Annotated in this window: 16 protein-coding genes; 9 read left to right on the top strand and 7 right to left on the bottom strand. The window is 40.6% G+C overall.

The window, feature by feature from the left end:
* The first annotated feature begins 1,011 nt into the window (after positions 1-1,011).
* Entirely contained in the window at positions 1,012-2,535 is a 1,524-nt protein-coding gene (gene putP, locus HYI04_RS02695; protein WP_010326794.1) for a sodium/proline symporter PutP, read from the top strand.
* Between the two features lie 69 nt (positions 2,536-2,604).
* On the opposite strand, the gene HYI04_RS02690 is transcribed toward putP, so the two are convergent.
* The gene (locus HYI04_RS02690; RefSeq protein ID WP_010326795.1) at positions 2,605-3,099 is read right to left on the bottom strand and encodes an Lrp/AsnC ligand binding domain-containing protein; all 495 of its coding nucleotides are present in this window, start codon (positions 3,097-3,099) and stop codon (positions 2,605-2,607) included.
* 117 nt (positions 3,100-3,216) lie between these two features.
* On the opposite strand from HYI04_RS02690, the gene putA reads away from it, so the two are divergent.
* The 5 genes from putA (at position 3,217) to HYI04_RS02665 (ending at position 9,988) form a co-directional block, all read left to right on the top strand.
* Entirely contained in the window at positions 3,217-6,972 is a 3,756-nt protein-coding gene (putA, locus tag HYI04_RS02685) for a trifunctional transcriptional regulator/proline dehydrogenase/L-glutamate gamma-semialdehyde dehydrogenase (RefSeq protein ID WP_029575035.1), read from the top strand.
* Positions 6,973-7,239: 267 nt separating this feature from the next.
* The gene (trmA, locus tag HYI04_RS02680; protein WP_010326797.1) at positions 7,240-8,322 is read left to right on the top strand and encodes a tRNA (uridine(54)-C5)-methyltransferase TrmA; all 1,083 of its coding nucleotides are present in this window, start codon (positions 7,240-7,242) and stop codon (positions 8,320-8,322) included.
* A 242-nt stretch (positions 8,323-8,564) separates the two neighbouring features.
* The gene (locus tag HYI04_RS02675; protein WP_004984703.1) at positions 8,565-8,789 is read left to right on the top strand and encodes a hypothetical protein; all 225 of its coding nucleotides are present in this window, start codon (positions 8,565-8,567) and stop codon (positions 8,787-8,789) included.
* Positions 8,790-9,060: 271 nt separating this feature from the next.
* Positions 9,061-9,246: a hypothetical protein gene (locus tag HYI04_RS02670; RefSeq protein ID WP_017396888.1), complete on the top strand. Its 186-nt coding sequence runs from the start codon at positions 9,061-9,063 to the stop codon at positions 9,244-9,246.
* A 202-nt stretch (positions 9,247-9,448) separates the two neighbouring features.
* Positions 9,449-9,988: a lecithin retinol acyltransferase family protein gene (locus tag HYI04_RS02665; protein WP_010326800.1), complete on the top strand. Its 540-nt coding sequence runs from the start codon at positions 9,449-9,451 to the stop codon at positions 9,986-9,988.
* Here the strand turns inward: HYI04_RS02665 and HYI04_RS02660 are convergent.
* From HYI04_RS02660 to HYI04_RS02650, 3 genes are all read right to left on the bottom strand, one after another.
* Positions 9,982-10,443: an SRPBCC domain-containing protein gene (locus HYI04_RS02660; protein ID WP_010326801.1), complete on the bottom strand. Its 462-nt coding sequence runs from the start codon at positions 10,441-10,443 to the stop codon at positions 9,982-9,984. The genes HYI04_RS02665 and HYI04_RS02660 overlap by 7 nt on opposite strands.
* Before the next feature lie 119 nt (positions 10,444-10,562).
* On the bottom strand, positions 10,563-11,474 hold the full coding sequence (locus HYI04_RS02655; RefSeq protein WP_005401205.1) for a bestrophin family protein: 912 nt from the start codon (positions 11,472-11,474) through the stop codon (positions 10,563-10,565).
* A gap of 82 nt (positions 11,475-11,556) precedes the next feature.
* Positions 11,557-13,275, bottom strand: a complete 1,719-nt coding sequence (locus tag HYI04_RS02650; protein WP_010326803.1) for a glutamine--tRNA ligase/YqeY domain fusion protein — start codon at positions 13,273-13,275, stop codon at positions 11,557-11,559.
* 235 nt (positions 13,276-13,510) lie between these two features.
* Between HYI04_RS02650 and HYI04_RS02645 the strand changes: the two genes are divergently transcribed.
* Positions 13,511-14,020, top strand: a complete 510-nt coding sequence (locus HYI04_RS02645) for a peptidylprolyl isomerase (RefSeq protein WP_004696971.1) — start codon at positions 13,511-13,513, stop codon at positions 14,018-14,020.
* A gap of 118 nt (positions 14,021-14,138) precedes the next feature.
* On the top strand, positions 14,139-14,858 hold the full coding sequence (locus HYI04_RS02640) for a UDP-2,3-diacylglucosamine diphosphatase (RefSeq protein WP_010326804.1): 720 nt from the start codon (positions 14,139-14,141) through the stop codon (positions 14,856-14,858).
* A gap of 61 nt (positions 14,859-14,919) precedes the next feature.
* On the opposite strand, the gene HYI04_RS02635 is transcribed toward HYI04_RS02640, so the two are convergent.
* Both HYI04_RS02635 and HYI04_RS02630 read right to left on the bottom strand, forming a co-directional pair.
* A complete protein-coding gene (locus HYI04_RS02635; protein ID WP_010326805.1) occupies positions 14,920-15,147 on the bottom strand; it encodes a hypothetical protein in 228 nt (75 codons plus the stop codon).
* Between the two features lie 252 nt (positions 15,148-15,399).
* Positions 15,400-15,633, bottom strand: a complete 234-nt coding sequence (locus HYI04_RS02630) for a hypothetical protein (protein ID WP_004696964.1) — start codon at positions 15,631-15,633, stop codon at positions 15,400-15,402.
* Positions 15,634-15,934: 301 nt separating this feature from the next.
* Between HYI04_RS02630 and nfsB the strand changes: the two genes are divergently transcribed.
* Entirely contained in the window at positions 15,935-16,588 is a 654-nt protein-coding gene (nfsB, locus tag HYI04_RS02625) for an oxygen-insensitive NAD(P)H nitroreductase (protein ID WP_063454281.1), read from the top strand.
* A 293-nt stretch (positions 16,589-16,881) separates the two neighbouring features.
* Here nfsB and HYI04_RS02620 read toward each other — a convergent pair whose 3' ends face one another.
* Positions 16,882-17,739: a DMT family transporter gene (locus HYI04_RS02620; RefSeq protein ID WP_010326807.1), complete on the bottom strand. Its 858-nt coding sequence runs from the start codon at positions 17,737-17,739 to the stop codon at positions 16,882-16,884.
* Between the last annotated feature and the right edge of the window lie 77 nt (positions 17,740-17,816).

Below are 17,816 nucleotides of genomic sequence, written 5' to 3'. Positions count from 1 at the left end.
TTATAAATGTTCTAGCTAGCGTATGCTAAAGATACAACCTTAGGCGTCAACTCAGCAGCCAAGTTTCAAATGAGAAAATGTGACCTAAGGGTTATTAAGTCAACAACCCTTTCTCCAATACCACTCACTGAACTGTTTTGTTTTCCGCAATACACTGTTTACCCATTTCACATGACCTAAGATTCGATTAAAATACCAACACTAATTAATTGCTAAACATAGCGCCACTGTAGAAAGTATTGGTCAATTGATATTTAGTCACAAGGTCTTTTGGTTGAAGAACCTCGTATTTACCTTAAGAAAGGAATACATGCTTTAATGCAAGATTGGCCAGCACTTTGTTGCTATTCATATTAATTGAGGTGCCCACCCCAACTTTATAGACATCTATAGGGAAAGCGTATGTCCAATTTTCAGGAGTTTGGCTCAATTGCTCACATGCCCCCGCAATGGCCTGCACAATTTCAGGAGAAATTTTGTCAAATTTGCAGTTAATTTATACCGACGCTATTTTCACTTGTTCCAAAGCAAGCAGAAAATGCCATTGAATTCCTTTTTTCTAATTAGAAATTTGAAAGTTTTCCAATGCACTCAAAGTATGAATGCCTTAACAAAATTAGTTCAATGGTGAAATATTCGTCTTTTCTAACTATTTCACGACTGTAAATACATTTCATAAATGAAACACTTTATATGTAAATACACCTGTTTTGTAGGTAATGTAATTTTTCGTAAGCAATAAAAAATCATAAATTATAACTAGCCCGCTGATTTTACGAAATAAATGCTTAGAATTTCATTCACCCTATAAAAAAGAATAATAATTGACCAATAAACAACATATTTTCAACAACTTATTGTTTAATTTTAAAAAACAATTAATAATTACACAAAATATACAAAAACACCTTACAACTGTTACAGAGTGTAATTTTATTTTTATGCTTGAATCGCCGTCTCAAACAAAGCGATTAAAAAATCTCCCAAGTCGGATTTTGCCAAGGAATGCCTATGAGTCAAATTAACCCCACCCTCGTCACATTTTTAGTTTATATCATTGCCATGGTTGGCATCGGTTTGTATGCATACAAGTCCACAAACAACTTTGATGATTACATCTTAGGTGGTCGTAGCTTAGGAAGTGTAGTTACTGCGCTTTCTGCAGGTGCATCAGACATGAGTGGCTGGTTACTGATGGGCTTACCGGGCGCAATTTATTTGTCTGGTTTGTCTGAAGCGTGGATTGCTGTAGGTCTGATCATTGGTGCATGGCTCAACTGGTTATTGGTTGCAGGACGTTTACGTGTACATACTGAAGTCCAAAACAATGCCCTCACCCTGCCTGATTATTTCACAGGTCGTTTCGCAGATCGTAAACGTATCTTGCGTATGATCTCAGCGATCGTTATTTTAGTATTCTTCGCGATTTACTGTGCTTCAGGCATGGTCGCTGGCTCACGTTTATTTGAAAGCATTTTTGGTTGGGATTACACCACTGCTCTTTGGATTAGCGCAATTGCAACCATCAGTTATGTATGTATCGGCGGCTTCCTTGCTATTAGTTGGACAGACACCTTCCAAGCAGGCTTAATGATTTTTGCTCTGCTGCTTACCCCAATCATGACTTATCTTGCGATTGATGGTAATGCTGCACAGTTTTCAGTCCTACTTGAAACTGCTCGCCCACAAGCAATGCACATTGTCTCTGAGCTCAGCACTGTTGCCATCCTGTCATCATTGGCATGGGGCTTAGGCTATTTTGGTCAGCCACACATTTTAGTGCGCTTCATGGCTGCAGACTCTGTGAAAACAATTCCTGCTGCGCGTCGCATTGGTATGACATGGATGATTTTATGTCTAGGTGGTGCAGTCGGTGCAGGTTTTATTGCGATTGCTTACTTCCAACAACACCCTGAACTGGCGGCTGTGGTTTCTCAAAACCCAGAAACTGTGTTCATGGAACTAACTAAAATATTATTCAACCCATGGATTGCAGGCATTGTTTTAGCTGCAATTTTAGCTGCGGTGATGAGTACATTAAGCTGTCAGTTACTGGTTTGTTCTACAACATTGACAGAAGACATGTACAAAGCATTCATCCGTAAAACCGCTTCTCAAAAAGAATTGGTCTGGGTGGGTCGTTTCATGGTTCTTGCAGTTGCTGTTCTTGCAATTTGCTTAGCAAGCAACCCTGACAGTAAAGTTCTAGGCCTTGTAGCTTATGCATGGGCAGGTTTTGGTGCGGCATTTGGTCCACTGATTATCTTGTCTTTGTTCTGGAAGCGCATGACCTTGAATGGTGCTATTGCAGGTATTATTGTTGGTGCGGTAACTGTGATTGTATGGAAAAATGCATTAGGACACTTAGGTCTATATGAAATTATTCCAGGCTTCATCTTCTCTTGGATCAGCATTGTAGTTGTAAGCTTAATGGGTAAAGCCCCTGAAGCTGAAGTAGTACAACGCTTTGAACAAGCAGACAGCATGTACAAACAAGCCATGGCTGAAATGAAAGAAGAATCTACACAACGTTAATTGAACGTGTAGACCAACAAAAAAAAGGGGCTTTTAAGCCCCTTTTTTTTTTGCATCTCATGCACTCAATTATTTCGACAAAGGTTTGTATTTGAGTTGAATACGTGAGCTTTCTTTGATGACTTCCATCACGGGATAACTGCGTGTTTCTTTAACGCCCGGCAGTTGCCACAAGACTTGACCTGAGATTTTTCGGAACTCATCCATACTGGCACAACGAATCTTCACCACAAAATCAAAGCCCCCACTGGTCATATGACATTCCACAATTTCATCATGCTGTAGTACGGCATGGCGAAAATCTTCCAAGACATGTGGCGTGGTTTTATCCAAAAGTATCTCAACAAAAACCACAAAACTGGCATTCAGCATGTTTGGATTTAAGCGTGCTTCATAATTCAAAATAAAGCCTTCCTTGGTTAATTTTTGCACCCGAGCCAAAGCAGCTGTCGCTGATAAGTTCACTTCTTCGGCAAGTTTAATATTCGATATTTTTCCATCTCTTTGAAGAATATCTAATATTTTGATATCTGTTCGGTCCAAGCTAAAAATTGGGCTCGTCATCTGAATTAATCTCTAAATAGCATACAAATTATAGTGAGTTATTCGGTATTCTTTCTGTAATCATAAATTAATTACTATAGATCTCTCAACACATTATTGTATGCACAGGATGTAGGCATGAATATGATGGAAAGCAATACGCATTTCAACGACGCTCAAACTCAATTTGAATATATTACCGAATTCAAAGAAAAAAGTGAGCTTGAAGTTGAAATCAATACCGCTTGGCGACGTGCCGAAACTGACTGTGTTCAAAACTTATTAGACCACAGCAAAATCTCTGACGAGATGAATCAACGCATTCATGAACTTGCGTTTGATTTGGCTCATACTTTACGTGAACGTAAAAGCGGCAGCGGTAAAGCAGGTATTGTACAGGGTCTCTTACAAGAATTTGCATTGTCTTCTCAAGAAGGCATCGCATTGATGTGTTTAGCTGAAGCATTGCTTCGTATTCCTGACATGGCGACACGTGACCTATTGATTAAAGACAAAATCAACCAAGGCAACTGGAAAGAGCACGTTGGTCAAAGTAACCTGATGTTTGTCAATGCGGCAGCATGGGGTCTCATGCTGACTGGCAAGCTCATGGAAACACCAAAGCAAAATAGCTTATCAGGCACTTTAACAGGCTTATTGGCACGTAGTGGTCGTGGCATCATCCGTAAAGCGGTTGATGTAGCTATGCGTATGATGGGCGAACAGTTTGTGACTGGCGAAACCATTGGTGAAGCATTACAACACGCTGAACGTCTTGAGGAAAAAGGCTTCCGCTATTCATACGACATGCTGGGTGAAGCGGCACTGACCGATCATGATGCTAATCGTTATATGAAAGACTATACCGATGCCATTCATGCCATTGGTCAAGCATCAAAAGACAAAGATGTTTATGACGGCCCGGGTATTTCAATTAAATTATCTGCTCTACACCCTCGCTACCAACGTGCACAAGTTGCACGTATGCATGAAGAGTTGTACGGCAAAGTCTTTACCCTTGCTAAATTAGCACGCGGCTATAACATCGGTTTAAATATCGATGCCGAAGAATCTGAGCGTTTAGAAATTTCTTTAGAAATGCTTGAACGTCTATGCTTTGAACCAGAACTCAAAGACTGGAAAGGCATTGGTTTCGTTATCCAAGCGTATCAAAAACGTTGTTTCTACGTGGTTGACTACATCGTAGACTTGGCTAAACGTAGCGAAAAACGCTTAATGATCCGTTTGGTGAAAGGCGCGTACTGGGACAGCGAAATCAAGAAAGCACAAATCGAAGGGATGACCGACTACCCTGTATTTACCCGTAAAGTACATACAGACTTGTCGTATATCGCGTGTGCGAAAAAATTATTGGCTGCACCAGAACAAATCTACCCACAGTTTGCAACGCACAATGCGCAAACCTTGGCGACCATTTATGAAATGGCCAACCCAGAGAAATACTACGTGGGTCAGTACGAGTTCCAATGCTTACACGGCATGGGCGAGCCACTGTATGAACAAGTGGTCGGTGAAAAGCAAGATAAAAAACTGGGTGTACCGTGCCGTATTTATGCGCCAGTGGGCAACCATGAAACACTATTGGCTTATCTTGTACGTCGTTTACTTGAAAATGGTGCAAACACCTCTTTTGTCAACCGTATTGCAGACAAGTCACTCGCAATTGATGATTTGATTGAAAACCCAACTCAAACCATTTTAAGCAGTGCAAAACGTGAAAATATCGTGGGTCAAAAGCACCTTTCGATTCCACTTCCTGCTGAGCTTTATGGGCAGCTACGTGCAAACTCCAAAGGTTTAGACCTTGCAAATGACTCTGCATTAATTCATCTGAACCAAACAGCTCAACAGTTTGCTAAGCACCAATGGTCTGCTGCACCAATGGGTGAGCACTTTCAGACCAATGACGCCGTTGCTCCGCAAAGCATTATCAACCCAGCACGTCACTCAGATGTTGTGGGTTATGTACAAGAAGCAACAACTGAACAAGTTGAGCAAGCATTAAACAATGCGCAGGCTGTTCAAGACATTTGGGCACGTACGGCTAAAGACACCCGTGCAAGTTACCTACTTCGCGCTGCTGACCTAATGGAAGCTCGCTTAGAAGAACTGATGGTTTTACTTTGCCGTGAAAGTGGTAAAACGTATGCCAATGCTATTGCAGAAGTTCGTGAAGCTGTAGATTTCTTACGCTACTACGCAACGCAAATGATTGATCTAGATGCAAACGCAGAAGTTGAGCCTTTAGGCACTATGCTATGCATTAGCCCATGGAACTTCCCATTGGCCATCTTCACAGGTCAGGTTGCTGCTGCATTGGTTGCGGGTAATACCGTGATTGCTAAACCAGCTGAACAAACACCATTGATCGCAGCTCAAGCAATTCAAATCTTATGGCAAGCGGGTGTGCCTCAAGCTGCTGTACAGCTGATGCCGGGTCGCGGTGAAACTGTGGGTGCACAACTCAGTGCAGCCGAGCAAGTTCAAGGCATCATGTTCACAGGTTCTACTGAAGTTGCTAAGATTTTGCAAAAAACTGTGGCGAAGCGTCTAAGCAAAACTGGTGAAAGCATTCCCCTGATTGCTGAAACAGGCGGTCAAAATGCCATGATCGTTGACTCATCAGCATTGACTGAGCAAGTTGTACTTGATGTCGTCAGTTCAGCTTATGACAGCGCAGGTCAACGTTGTTCTGCCCTTCGCGTACTGTGTGTACAAGAAGACAATGCCGATGCTGTGATTCAAATGCTTAAAGGTGCAATGCAACAACTTCAAGTGGGCAACCCATATCTACTTAAAACTGATATTGGCCCTGTGATTGATGCTGAAGCGCAAGAAAACATTCAAAAGCACATCGACAAGATGCGCCAAAAAGGTCATCGCGTACACCAGTTGATGCGTAATGATACTCAAGACTCTGAACTAGATGCAGGCACGTTCATTATACCAACACTAATTGAGTTACCAAATCTCAATGATTTAGAGCGCGAAGTGTTTGGTCCAGTGCTGCACGTGATTCGCTTTAACCAAGGTTCACTCAAACAGCTACTTGAGCACATCAACAGCAAAGGCTATGGCCTGACGATGGGTCTACATACCCGTATTGACGAGACCATTCAAACTGTAATGACCCATGCTGAAGTAGGTAACCTCTACATCAACCGTAACATCGTGGGTGCAGTTGTCGGTGTACAACCTTTTGGTGGCGAAGGTTTATCAGGTACAGGCCCTAAAGCGGGTGGTCCAATTTATCTATATCGCCTAATGCAAAACTGTTCTGCGAAAAAGTTGAATAAACCATTTGCAACAGGTGCTGATTTGAACCCTCAAGTCGAGTTCAGCAACTCTGCATTGTTCCTTGAGTGGGCAGCTAAAGCCTTCCCAGCAGTGAAATTGGCAAAAATTGAGAACTTCTGTTCAGGTCATCATTACGAGCTGCAAGGTCCGACTGGTGAAAGCAACCAATACATGGTGATTCCGCGTCATGCAGTCTTGTCATTAGCTGAACAAGAAGCGGATCAACTACAACAGTTGAATGCAATTTTTGCAGTTGGTAGCCGTCCAGCAGTGCTTTCAGATAACAGCTTTGTGTTAAAACACATGCCAAGCATGCCTAAAGCATTGGCTCAAGCGTTCCATGTCATCAAAGACATCAAAACTGATGCTTTTGATGCAGTATTACATCATGGTACAACGGCGCAGCTTTTAGCTCTGCAACAGCAGATTGCTGAGCGTCAAGGTGCGATTGTAGGCATTACTCATCTTAGCCCATCACAAACTGCCATTCCTTTAGAACGCTTTGTGATTGAGCGCGCTATTAGTGTTAACACTGCAGCTGCTGGTGGTAATGCAAGTCTCATGACTTTGAACTAAGCCGAATTTAAACCTGTAGCTCTTATCGGGACTACAGGTTTATTACTGTGTTTCCTCTATTGCCAAGTCAACATCTCCTGGTCTGTTTACTTGGCATTTTTTATGCGACTCGGTTTGGCTTAATCTGCTCGATAATTTCCGATATAGCAAAGTATCAAACCATCTTTAACATGAATAAACCCCACGCTTTTGCTGAATATCTTTAGGCTAATTCGGCAAACTTTGTTACCATCTCTTTTTTCTATATGTTTGCGATTTTTACTGCATATGACTTCTTCTTATCAACAACAACTTGACGCCAAAATTGAACGAATTACAGCTCAATTTGCTGAACTCACTCCACCTTCGCTTGAAGTTTTTCAATCTCCTGAAAAACACTTTCGCATGCGTGCAGAATTCCGTATTTGGCATACCGAAGATGATATGTTTTATGCCATGTTTGAACGCGATGAAGACAATCAGAAAAAAGTCATTCGTATTGATGACTTCCCAATCGCTGATGCCAGTATTAATCAGCTCATGCCTGTTTTATTGGCAGCATTGAAAAGCAATGATCTCCTCTCAAAACGCCTATTTGAAGTGCATTTCTTAGCAACCTTAAAGGGTGAAATGCTGGTTTCACTGATTTATCGCTGCCCACTCGATGAACAATGGCAGGTTTTAGCCAAACAACTTTCAGAAAAATTAAATATTAAGTTGATTGGCCGTAGCCGTGGTCAAAAAGTGGTACTCACTGATGAATTTGTGGTGGAAGAACTACAAGTTTTTGAGCGCAAATATCAGTACAAACAAATTGAAAGCAGCTTTACGCAGCCCAATGCGCAAGTCTGCCAAAAAATGCTCGAATGGGCCTGTAATGCTGCACAGCAGTCGAACAAAGATTTGTTAGAACTTTACTGCGGCAATGGTAACTTTACCCTACCGCTTTCAACCCGTTTCAACCGTGTTTTAGCCACTGAGCTAGCTAAGTCCTCTGTGTATGCAGCACAGTGGAACATCGAACAAAACCACATCGATAATATTCAAGTCGCGCGTTTATCGGCAGAAGACTTCACACAAGCCTATAACGGCGAGCGCGAATTCCGTCGCTTACAAGAAGCAAATATCGATATGAGCAGCTATGAATTCGATACGGTGTTTGTTGACCCACCGCGTGCGGGTATTGATGATGAAACCTTAAAATTGATTCAGCGTTTTGAACGAATCATCTATATTTCGTGTAATCCTGACACCTTGCATGACAACTTACAAACACTCAGCCAAACCCATAAAATTTCACAGTTTGCGTTGTTTGACCAATTCCCCTATACGCATCATGTCGAGTCTGGGGTTTTGCTGGAAAAAATTTAAACAATTTGTTGCAACTCAAACCGTATAAAAAAGAAGCTCAAATGAGCTTCTTTTTTAATTTTCATGAAAAAAGATAAGCTTATATAAAATGCAAGTATTTCAACTGTCATAATAACGTTAATACCTTGCGCTATAATCGGAATTTTTCGACATCGATCGCTGCTTTTATCTCTCACGCTGACTTGCATTATTTTACAGATTGGTTATATTTCACCCTATGTTAGGTTGTAAATGAAGTCTATATGAGTTTTTGGCAAAAGCTGTTTTCAAATGAACAGCAAAACGAGCATAAAAATCAAATTGCTTGTGTTGAAAATGACTGCTCTTGTAAAACCAATGAACAGCTCATCGAAAAGCTTAAAACAGCGACCGATGAAGACGTGATTGTTGGGATTAAAAAAGTATTAGCTTCTCGTGGCTATGGCCGTAAGGAGTTAAATGAACTTCAGCATCGACCTCTACAGTAGTAGAGTCACTGAATATTCATCAAAAAGGCACTTAAATTGATCTAAGTGCCTTTTTTAATGTCTGTACATCATTCGCCTTATAAAAAACCACGGTATATGAAGCACAGCACACTTTGCACGTTTAAATATTATACAAAGTCTTAAATTTTTGTTACCTTACAGGCTCAATATAAAAATCAATAATGTTTGAAAATTAAAAGGTTAAGTAATGAAAAAACCACTCATAATCAGCACATGTATTACCCTTTTATCTTTAACAGCATGTAGCAAGATGCCGAAAGCTTGTGTTGAGTCTTGGGAAAAAATGGAAAAACTTGCCGAGCAAATGGGTTTACCTGAAGAACAACTCAAAGAACAAAAAAAGAAATTTGAAGAAGACGTGAAAGCGATGAACACTGAAGAAGCAACACGCATGTGCAGTACCCAAAACTCACTTTTAGGTCTAGTGGATCAATAAACACTACTTCATCTTAAAAGAGGATGCTTGCATCCTTTTTTAATGTAATCAGAAAAGCTAGATGCTCCTTTCCAATCGGTCTCTTTTATTTCTATCATCGTAAACTCAAATAACTGAAAACCCACTAAACAGTCGCTAATTCCCAGCAGAAGCTTTAAAATACAGATAAAAGACAACTGTAATGAATTAGCACGTATTAGGCATGCAACAACAAAAAGTCCACTACCCCTTGGGGGCTCATCTTATAGTCAAACATTTTGGCTATACGCATCACGGCATATATGCGGGGCGTGGACGTGTGATCCATTATTCAGGTTTTGCACATCTTTTTAAAAAGCATCCGATTGAAATCACTTCCATCGAGAACTTTAGCCACGGACGTAAAATTACAGTCAATCAGTACCAAGACCCCAAATATAAAGGCCGTAAAGTGGTTCGCCGTATGCGCTCACGCATGCATGAAAACAACTACCATCTTATTATCAATAACTGTGAACACTTGTGCACGTGGGCCATTACAGGCGTTGAAAGTAGCCCACAAGTCATCAAGATGATGCACCGACTTACTACTATTGGCTATGTTAGCTCTATGATGAGTTTCATGAACAGCCTAATGTTAACGCTGACCACCACCTGTTTTGCCTTGGTGCTGTATATCAAAAAGAAATTACGTGATAAGGCCAAACAGCAGCTTGGGAACTATTTTGAGTTTAAAGAAGAGCGCTCTAAAAAAGATCACTGATGTGAACGCAGTTCAAAAGGTGGAAATTTATCTTCAACCAAGTTGAGCTGGATATCGTATTCAAGCCATGCCTTGGCACCATCTAGCACTGTAGTAAAGCCACCTGTTGCATCCATCACATAATGAATCAGCTCATTACCCTGTAACTCAATATCATAGTTTCGAATGATCACATAGGTATTCATGCTGTCGATTTTTTCAAATACAAAATCTACTTTAGTTTTAGGCGTGCCCCATTCGATGCAGATCAGCTCATTTTCAACGACTTGTAGGACATGAGTCGAGTGTGTAATTTGGTATTTATCCCATGTCCAATCGACCATTGCGCCTTTTTCTAAATAGCCCGAAGACTGACTAAACCAAAACTTGGTGGTTATGAGTGGATCAATAAAAGCATTAAACACAATATTGACAGAACGCCGAATCAACATCTGAGTTTCGATCACGGTAGTCATTGTTATATCCCTATCACTTTTAAACTTAGTGATAGCACATCTCAACAAACCAATCATATCGAAAATTTGTTATGGCTCAGGCAATCCACTCATTTTCTGTTATGGATTTGTTTACTGCTTTAACTTAAATTGGCTCTATGCGCACTTACTGGTTCTGGCAAGGATTCATTTAAAGAACTGAGCATTTCACGCTCTATGCCCCGCACAATAGCATCTAAAGGCAAGTCATTTTCCTGAAGCCCGAAAGGTTCTTCTAACTCTGCACTTAGCGCATCTAAACCCAATAAGAGATAGGCAATTAAGGCCACGATCACAGGTGACCAAAAACCAAGACTGGAACTTAAACTAAAAGGTAAAATGAGACAGAAAGAGTACACGGCACGGTGTAACAAAACCGAATAAGAAAATGGCAGAGGTGTAGATGAAATACGATCACAACCAGCGTGAATATCTCCCATTGCCACCATATGCTTAGTCAGCATACTGTAAATAATATCGCTAATCTCACCACGCTTATACAACACCGCCAGATCTTTCTGCGTAAGCTCTAATAGATATTGCGGTGGATTAATATGCGTAGCCAATACCTCCCACTGCTCTACTGTCAGTTGTACTTTGGCTTGATAGTGGTCATAGGTATGACTTTGCTGCCGTAAACGATCTCGAAGCAAATGACTAAATAACATCACGCGATACATCAAAACTGTACGCTCTGCATCATTTAAGACATAACTATCACGAATCATATGCCGTGCGTTGGCAATCATTGCGCCCCATAGCTTACGTCCTTCCCACCAACGGTCATAACACGCTGTATTTCGAAAGCTTAAGAAAATCGAAAGAATGACGCCAAATACAGTAAAACCAATGACAGGCACTGCAGGAGCTGTCACGTAATGTTGAGTCGCTAGATAAACCAACAGAGTTGAAATTAAAACACCAACCATCAGCGCAGGAAACACTTTCGGTAAAATGGTGCCACGCCAAGCAAAGAGTAATGCAAAGCTATTGGTTTTATCTCGAACGATCACAGTGTATTCCTATTGGTTTCGCTACGAAAAGGCTCAACCGAGGTTGAGCCTTATATCTATATCCACATCAAGCAAACAGCGCTTATTTAGGCTTAAAACTGTCTTTTAAGTCTAAAATACGGTTAAACACAGGCTTCTCTGCTGTATGGTCGTATTGATCTGCAACAAAATAACCTTCACGTTCAAATTGGAAACGGTCTTCAGGCTGTGCTTGCGCCAATGCAGGCTCAATCACCGCGTGTACAATTTTCAACGAATCAGGGTTCAAGTTCGCTAAGAAATCATCTCCCACTTCAGGGTCCGACTCTGTAAACAGGCGATCATAAATACGGACTTCTGCAGGAATACCTTTGGTCGCAGATACCCAGTGAATCACCCCTTTAACTTTACGACCTTCTGGATTTTTGCCCAAAGTTTCAGGGTCGATTGAACATTTCAACTCAACAACTTCACCGTTTTCATCTTTAATTACTTCATCACACTTAATGACATAAGCATGACGCAAACGCACTTCACCACCAGGAATTAAACGTTTGAAGCCTTTTGGTGGCTCTTCTTCAAAGTCTTTACGGTCAATGTAAATTTCAGATGTTAACGGAATCACACGCTCACCCATATCTACATTTGGATGACGTGAATGGGTTAAATCCATATCATTAGGCAAGTTGGTGAGCGTAACTTTAAGTGGGTTCAACACCGCCATACCACGCGCCGCAACATTTTCTAGAGACTGACGGATGCAATATTCAAGCATTGCAACATCAACAATACCGTCTGACTTCGACACACCAACACGCTTACAGAAGTCGCGTAGGCCTTCTGGGGTAAAACCACGACGGCGCATACCTACAACAGTTGGCATACGCGGGTCATCCCACCCATTAACATAACCACCTTCAACCAATTTACGCAATTTACGCTTAGAGGTAATGGTGTAGTCGATATTTAAACGGCTAGATTCATACTGACGTGGTACTGCTTCCGAGTGTACTTTCTCAACCACCCAGTCATAAAACGGACGGTGATCTTGGAATTCCAAAGTACATAATGAGTGAGTAATGCCTTCGATTGCATCGGATAATGGATGCGCATAGTCGTACATTGGGTACATTTTCCATTTATCACCTGTTTGGTGATGCTCTGAATGGAGTACACGGTACAAAATAGGATCACGCATATGCACATTTGGAGATGCCATATCAATTTTGGCACGCAGAACAGCTTCGCCTTCTGCAAACTCGCCATTGTTCATTTTTTCAAAACGCGCAAGGTTTTCTTTAACTGAAGTATCACGGTAAGGCGAGTTTTTACCCGGCTCAATAAAGTTACCACGGTTCAAACGAATTTCTTCAGGTGACTGCAAATCAACATAAGCATCACCCTGTTTAATCAGTTGAACCGCCCATGCATGGAGTTGATCGAAATAGCTTGACGCATAGCGTGGTTCGCCATTCCACTCAAAACCTAACCATTTAACGTCATTGACGATCCCATCTACATATTCTTGTTCTTCTGCATCTGGGTTAGTGTCATCAAAACGTAGGTTGCAAAAACCATCAAACTCGTTGGCAATACCAAAGTTCAAGCAAATTGCTTTCACGTGACCAATGTGTAAATAACCATTCGGCTCTGGCGGGAAACGCGTGACTACTTTTTGCGTACGACCTTCAGCCAAATCTTCGGTAATCACTTGGCGAACAAAATCTAAGCCTGGCTGTTGTTCTTGCTGCGCTGCGACAGAGGCATTGTTACTTGGTGTCGGGTTATTTGGCAGTGTTGAAACAACATCATTCGGCTTCATAGTTTAAAAATCACTTTGATGAAAAAAATTAAGGAAAAATAGGGTCCTGCTATACGAGCATAATTCTAACTGATCTATCAGTCGATTTATGAATATTTTACAGCCCCTTAAACGATATTTGATCTATTTTACAAAGAAAATAACGTTTTTACTTGCCTTGTAGTTTACAGTTTGCTTATGCTTCTCACAACCAAAAAACCCATGGCTTTGATGTCCATGATTAGGAGATTACACAATGAGTTTTCCTCAAGTCGAATTAAACACCAATAAAGGTCGTATTGTTCTTGAACTTAACAACGAAAAAGCACCAATCACTGTTGCTAACTTCTTAGAATACGTACGTGACGGTTTCTATGACGGCGTAATTTTCCACCGCGTGATCGATGGTTTCATGATCCAAGGTGGTGGTATGGATGAAAACTTCAAAGAAAAAGCAACACGTGATGCAATTGAAAACGAAGCTGATAACGGCTTAACCAATGACCTTGGTACAATTGCAATGGCGCGTACACAAGCACCTCACTCTGCATCTGCTCAGTTCTTTATTAACGTGGGTAATAACTCTTTCCTTAACCACTCTGGCAAAAATGCACAAGGTTGGGGTTATGCAGTTTTCGGTAAAGTAACTGAAGGCCTAGACGTAGTAAACGAAATTAAAGGTGTTCGTACTGGTAACCGTGGCTACCACGCTGACGTTCCGCTTGAGAACGTTGTGATTGAATCTGCTAAGATCATTTCTGAGTAATTTTTAAATCCTCCCCAGCCCTCCTTTGATAAAGGAGGGAGCTAGACTCTCATTCGAACATGAGATTATCCTCCCTTATTAAAGAGAGGTCGGGAGGGGTTTTTAAAAGGAAACTTCCGTGACCTATTTGTTTATCGCTGATTTACACTTGTCACCAGATCACCCTCGACTCGTTCGGGGGTTTTTAGATTTATTAGAGGCTTATAAAAACAAGAACACTCAGCTGTATATTTTAGGCGACTGGTTCAATGCATGGATTGGCGACGACTACACAGCCCCTTGGCTAGATGAAATCATTCGCGCCTTAAAACAATTTTCAAATGCAGGCAATCACATCTATTTCTTAACAGGTAACCGTGATTTTGCCCTAGGACAACAGTTCCTCGACCAATTTAATGGTCAACTGTTAGCCGAAGTATGCACACTCGAACTTTCAGATTACACCATTCGTATTGAACATGGTGATTTGCTCTGCACGGATGACGTATCCTATCAGCGCTTTCGTAAAATTATCCGTAATCCACTTCTGTTGAAGTTTTTAAAAAGTACACCGCTTGGCTTTAGACAAAAACTGGCCAATGGATTCCGTAAAAAAAGCCGTCAAGCGCAACAGTTTAAAAGCTATGAAGTTATGGATGTTAACCCAAGCGCAGTCCAGGTCGCATTAAGCAATGTGGATTTACTGATTCACGGACACACCCACCGCGCCAATATTCATGATGTCGATGGAAAAAAGAGAATTGTACTTGGTGACTGGAAAGAAGATTCCGCTCAGATTTTAGAAATTAATGCGAATAATCATCTACAAAATTTGGCATTAAAAAAATGGCAGTATTAATGCCATTTTTTTACTATACCAATCAATATTATACATAATGCTAACTCAAGTACTTATCGCCTTAGTTCAACTCATTTAGACGATACAATTGATTAACACCAGTATAAAAGCTCAAACCATCTAAGTTCATTGGAAGAGTTTCGCCAGATTCAAGTTGAATCATATGCCCCACTTCAACCCAGATTAAACCCTGATTTGTATTCTGTTGACGTTTAAGTGGCACCAATTTTACATTGATTTCACTACCATTTACGGCTGTAGCAACACGCCATGTATTTAAAGTTGTCAAAATTTTAACTCACTAAGTGAGCTTTTTGTGATGGAACAAAGAGATTAATAAAACGGGTTTTGAATAATAATTCTGTAGTTACAATGATGATATTCAAGTCAAATGCCTGAACTCAGATAGATCACAATCAGCTATATCATAGAAAAGTAGGAACAATACCTACTCGTAGTCTTCATTATACTAGGTTGTCAAGATTTAAGCAAAAGTAGCTCACTTTGGGTAAATACTAGCATAAACCAGAAAATGATTTGTTTAAGGCACATCGGTATTTTGATCTTTTAAATTTTTAATTTCACGAGCCAACTTATAATTCCAAACCATGACAGCCACAGCAATCACTAGAAACTTAAAATTCCATTCACTATATTTTTGATATTCTGACACAATAATTAAAATACTCAAACCAAAAATCAACACCGTAAAAACTTTCGTTAAAGACTGTTGTCGGATTTTAGCTTTGATATTTTTAGGTTCTAGATCAAACATTTATACAGTATGTTCATTATTTTAAAGAAGTAATTCAACCACTTTATAGATTTGATTGCAACGCAATTACTATCTCAATGTCACATAAAAACAAAACGAGTAACTTACACCCAGCTTTGATTACATACTAACTGCCTCTCCCCCATAGAAATTGAGTAACACACTCGTTATTCAATAATGATAACGAACTAAGTCTGTATGCCTTTTTCAACTAAAATCTAAGTCTGTTCGAGTTGTAGCGTGATCACAAGTCTCCTTTCATCGGTTAGAATCAGACATCAACAATAAATCGAGTGCGATTATGGATCTGCTAAATATTTCAAAAAGTCGTTATACCACCAAAGCTTATGACCCAAATAGAAAGATCCCTCATGAACAGTTTGCTCGATTATTAGAAATTCTCCGCTTGACGCCATCGTCTATCAACATCCAACCTTGGCATTTTTTCATTGCAGAAAACACAAACGCCAAAGAACGAATTGCAAAAGCACTGGTGGGTAAATACGCATACAATGCTCCCAAAGTACTAGATTCATCACATACAATTTTATTTTGTACCAAAGCCGATATTTCTGAGCAACATTTGGAAAATTTATTGCATCAAGATGACCTACATGGTCGTTTTAAAGATGATGCCGCTAAGCAAGGCCAAAAAGACAGTCGTTCAGGTTATGTCAACTATTACCGCAATGAAAAAGGTGATGTGCAGCGTTGGGCCGAAAACCAAACCTTTATTGCTTTAGGTCAAATTCTATTGGCTGCAGGTATTGAAAAAATTGATGCGACGCCAATTGGTGGTTTTAATGAATCCATTATTAGTGAAGAGCTAGGTTTAGCCGAACAAGGTCTAATCCCTTCTGTATTGCTCACACTAGGCTATCGTAGTGATGCTGACTTCAATGCAAAATTGCCAAAGTCTCGCTTAAGCAAAGAAGATATTTTCACGCAGCTGTAATGCTATTTGTTTATAAAAGGGACTTCAGTCCCTTTTATATTTTGGGCCTGAAAATTGCTTCATCATGTTCAATGCCAAAACAAAAAAAGTGAGGTTGCTGATGTCTGTTAAGCCCAATATACCGATGAAATTTGAATGTGCACATTGCAATAAAATCTATTTAGGTCAGTATCAACATATCATGCGCCCTCACTATCCCGATTGCCCCAATTGTGAGCAACCAGGGCTGTTATTGGGAATTGCAGTGATTGAGGATCTACTCAAACACCCTTTTTCCTTTGTGCAGATCTATTTTAAACAGACATTGCATAAGCTAAACAAGCCACGCTTGTGATACCCAACACCAATCCGATTGCTGTTGCGAGTTTGAGCTTCTCTTTAAAGAACAGTAGTCCGCTGAATACGCCTAACAGCACCACCATAATATTCATGCCTGCAAAGACCACCGCTGGGCTGTCCTTGAGTAACAGATGAGCTTTGACATAAAGTGCGATATTGGCAAAGTTCAACACGCCAAGACATAAACCTGCCAAGACGTTCTTGGTTAAGCCGATATTTTTCGTGGTCACAGCAACATAACCGACTGACAATAAAAACGCGCAAATAAACATCAGGTTTAACGCAACGGAAAACTGCACACCCAGCCCTGTTGTATATTTGAGTAAGACATCAATCAGCGCATAACCAAACCAGACTAGTGCTAAATACCACACAGCCTGTTTTTGACCTTCTCCACCACCAGAGGCATTGGTAAATAAAATGCACATCACGGCGGCAAGCCCCAAGACTACCCCGATAATTTTGAGCTGATTAAACTGTTCTTGAAAAATAAAATAAGCCGCCAATAAAGATAAAATCACCGACAAACGCTGTGCGATTTCTGTTTTGACAATGCCTGCATATTGCAAAGACTTGGCTAAAAATAAAAATACACTCGGTAACAAGACACCAAGTGCTATAATCAGCCACCACGGAGTATTTGAAACAGAAACGTGGCTTAGGTCAGGTTTAAACCAGACGTAACACAGTAAACTGGCTGAAGCATAGTTCCAGCTGATCATCTGGATCGGATCAAATCCTTTGTTTTTGCCCCATTTTAAAAGAATGGAGACCACCACACTACAACAGGCCGCAGCAAATATCAGTTCCATAGCACACTCTTATTATTGTCACTTGGATTACACACATAGAAAAGCCCACATCAGGGTGGGCTTTTCCAATATAAATC

Origin of the sequence: Acinetobacter sp. SwsAc2 (assembly GCF_013391465.1) — a bacterium.
GTDB lineage: Bacteria > Pseudomonadota > Gammaproteobacteria > Pseudomonadales > Moraxellaceae > Acinetobacter > Acinetobacter johnsonii.
The sequence above is the reverse complement of the archived record's forward strand: the minus strand, read 5'-3'. Positions and strand labels throughout refer to the sequence as shown.

Coding starts and splice junctions, on each gene's coding strand:
- HYI04_RS02630 (WP_004696964.1), bottom strand. CDS start 15,633: ATGTTTGATCTAGAACCTAAAAATATCAAAGCTAAAATCCGACAACAG.
- HYI04_RS02690 (WP_010326795.1), bottom strand. CDS start 3,099: ATGACGAGCCCAATTTTTAGCTTGGACCGAACAGATATCAAAATATTA.
- putP (WP_010326794.1), top strand. CDS start 1,012: ATGAGTCAAATTAACCCCACCCTCGTCACATTTTTAGTTTATATCATT.
- HYI04_RS02660 (WP_010326801.1), bottom strand. CDS start 10,443: ATGACTACCGTGATCGAAACTCAGATGTTGATTCGGCGTTCTGTCAAT.
- trmA (WP_010326797.1), top strand. CDS start 7,240: ATGACTTCTTCTTATCAACAACAACTTGACGCCAAAATTGAACGAATT.
- HYI04_RS02650 (WP_010326803.1), bottom strand. CDS start 13,275: ATGAAGCCGAATGATGTTGTTTCAACACTGCCAAATAACCCGACACCA.
- HYI04_RS02645 (WP_004696971.1), top strand. CDS start 13,511: ATGAGTTTTCCTCAAGTCGAATTAAACACCAATAAAGGTCGTATTGTT.
- HYI04_RS02675 (WP_004984703.1), top strand. CDS start 8,565: ATGAGTTTTTGGCAAAAGCTGTTTTCAAATGAACAGCAAAACGAGCAT.
- nfsB (WP_063454281.1), top strand. CDS start 15,935: ATGGATCTGCTAAATATTTCAAAAAGTCGTTATACCACCAAAGCTTAT.
- HYI04_RS02620 (WP_010326807.1), bottom strand. CDS start 17,739: ATGGAACTGATATTTGCTGCGGCCTGTTGTAGTGTGGTGGTCTCCATT.
- HYI04_RS02665 (WP_010326800.1), top strand. CDS start 9,449: ATGCAACAACAAAAAGTCCACTACCCCTTGGGGGCTCATCTTATAGTC.
- HYI04_RS02670 (WP_017396888.1), top strand. CDS start 9,061: ATGCCGAAAGCTTGTGTTGAGTCTTGGGAAAAAATGGAAAAACTTGCC.
- putA (WP_029575035.1), top strand. CDS start 3,217: ATGAATATGATGGAAAGCAATACGCATTTCAACGACGCTCAAACTCAA.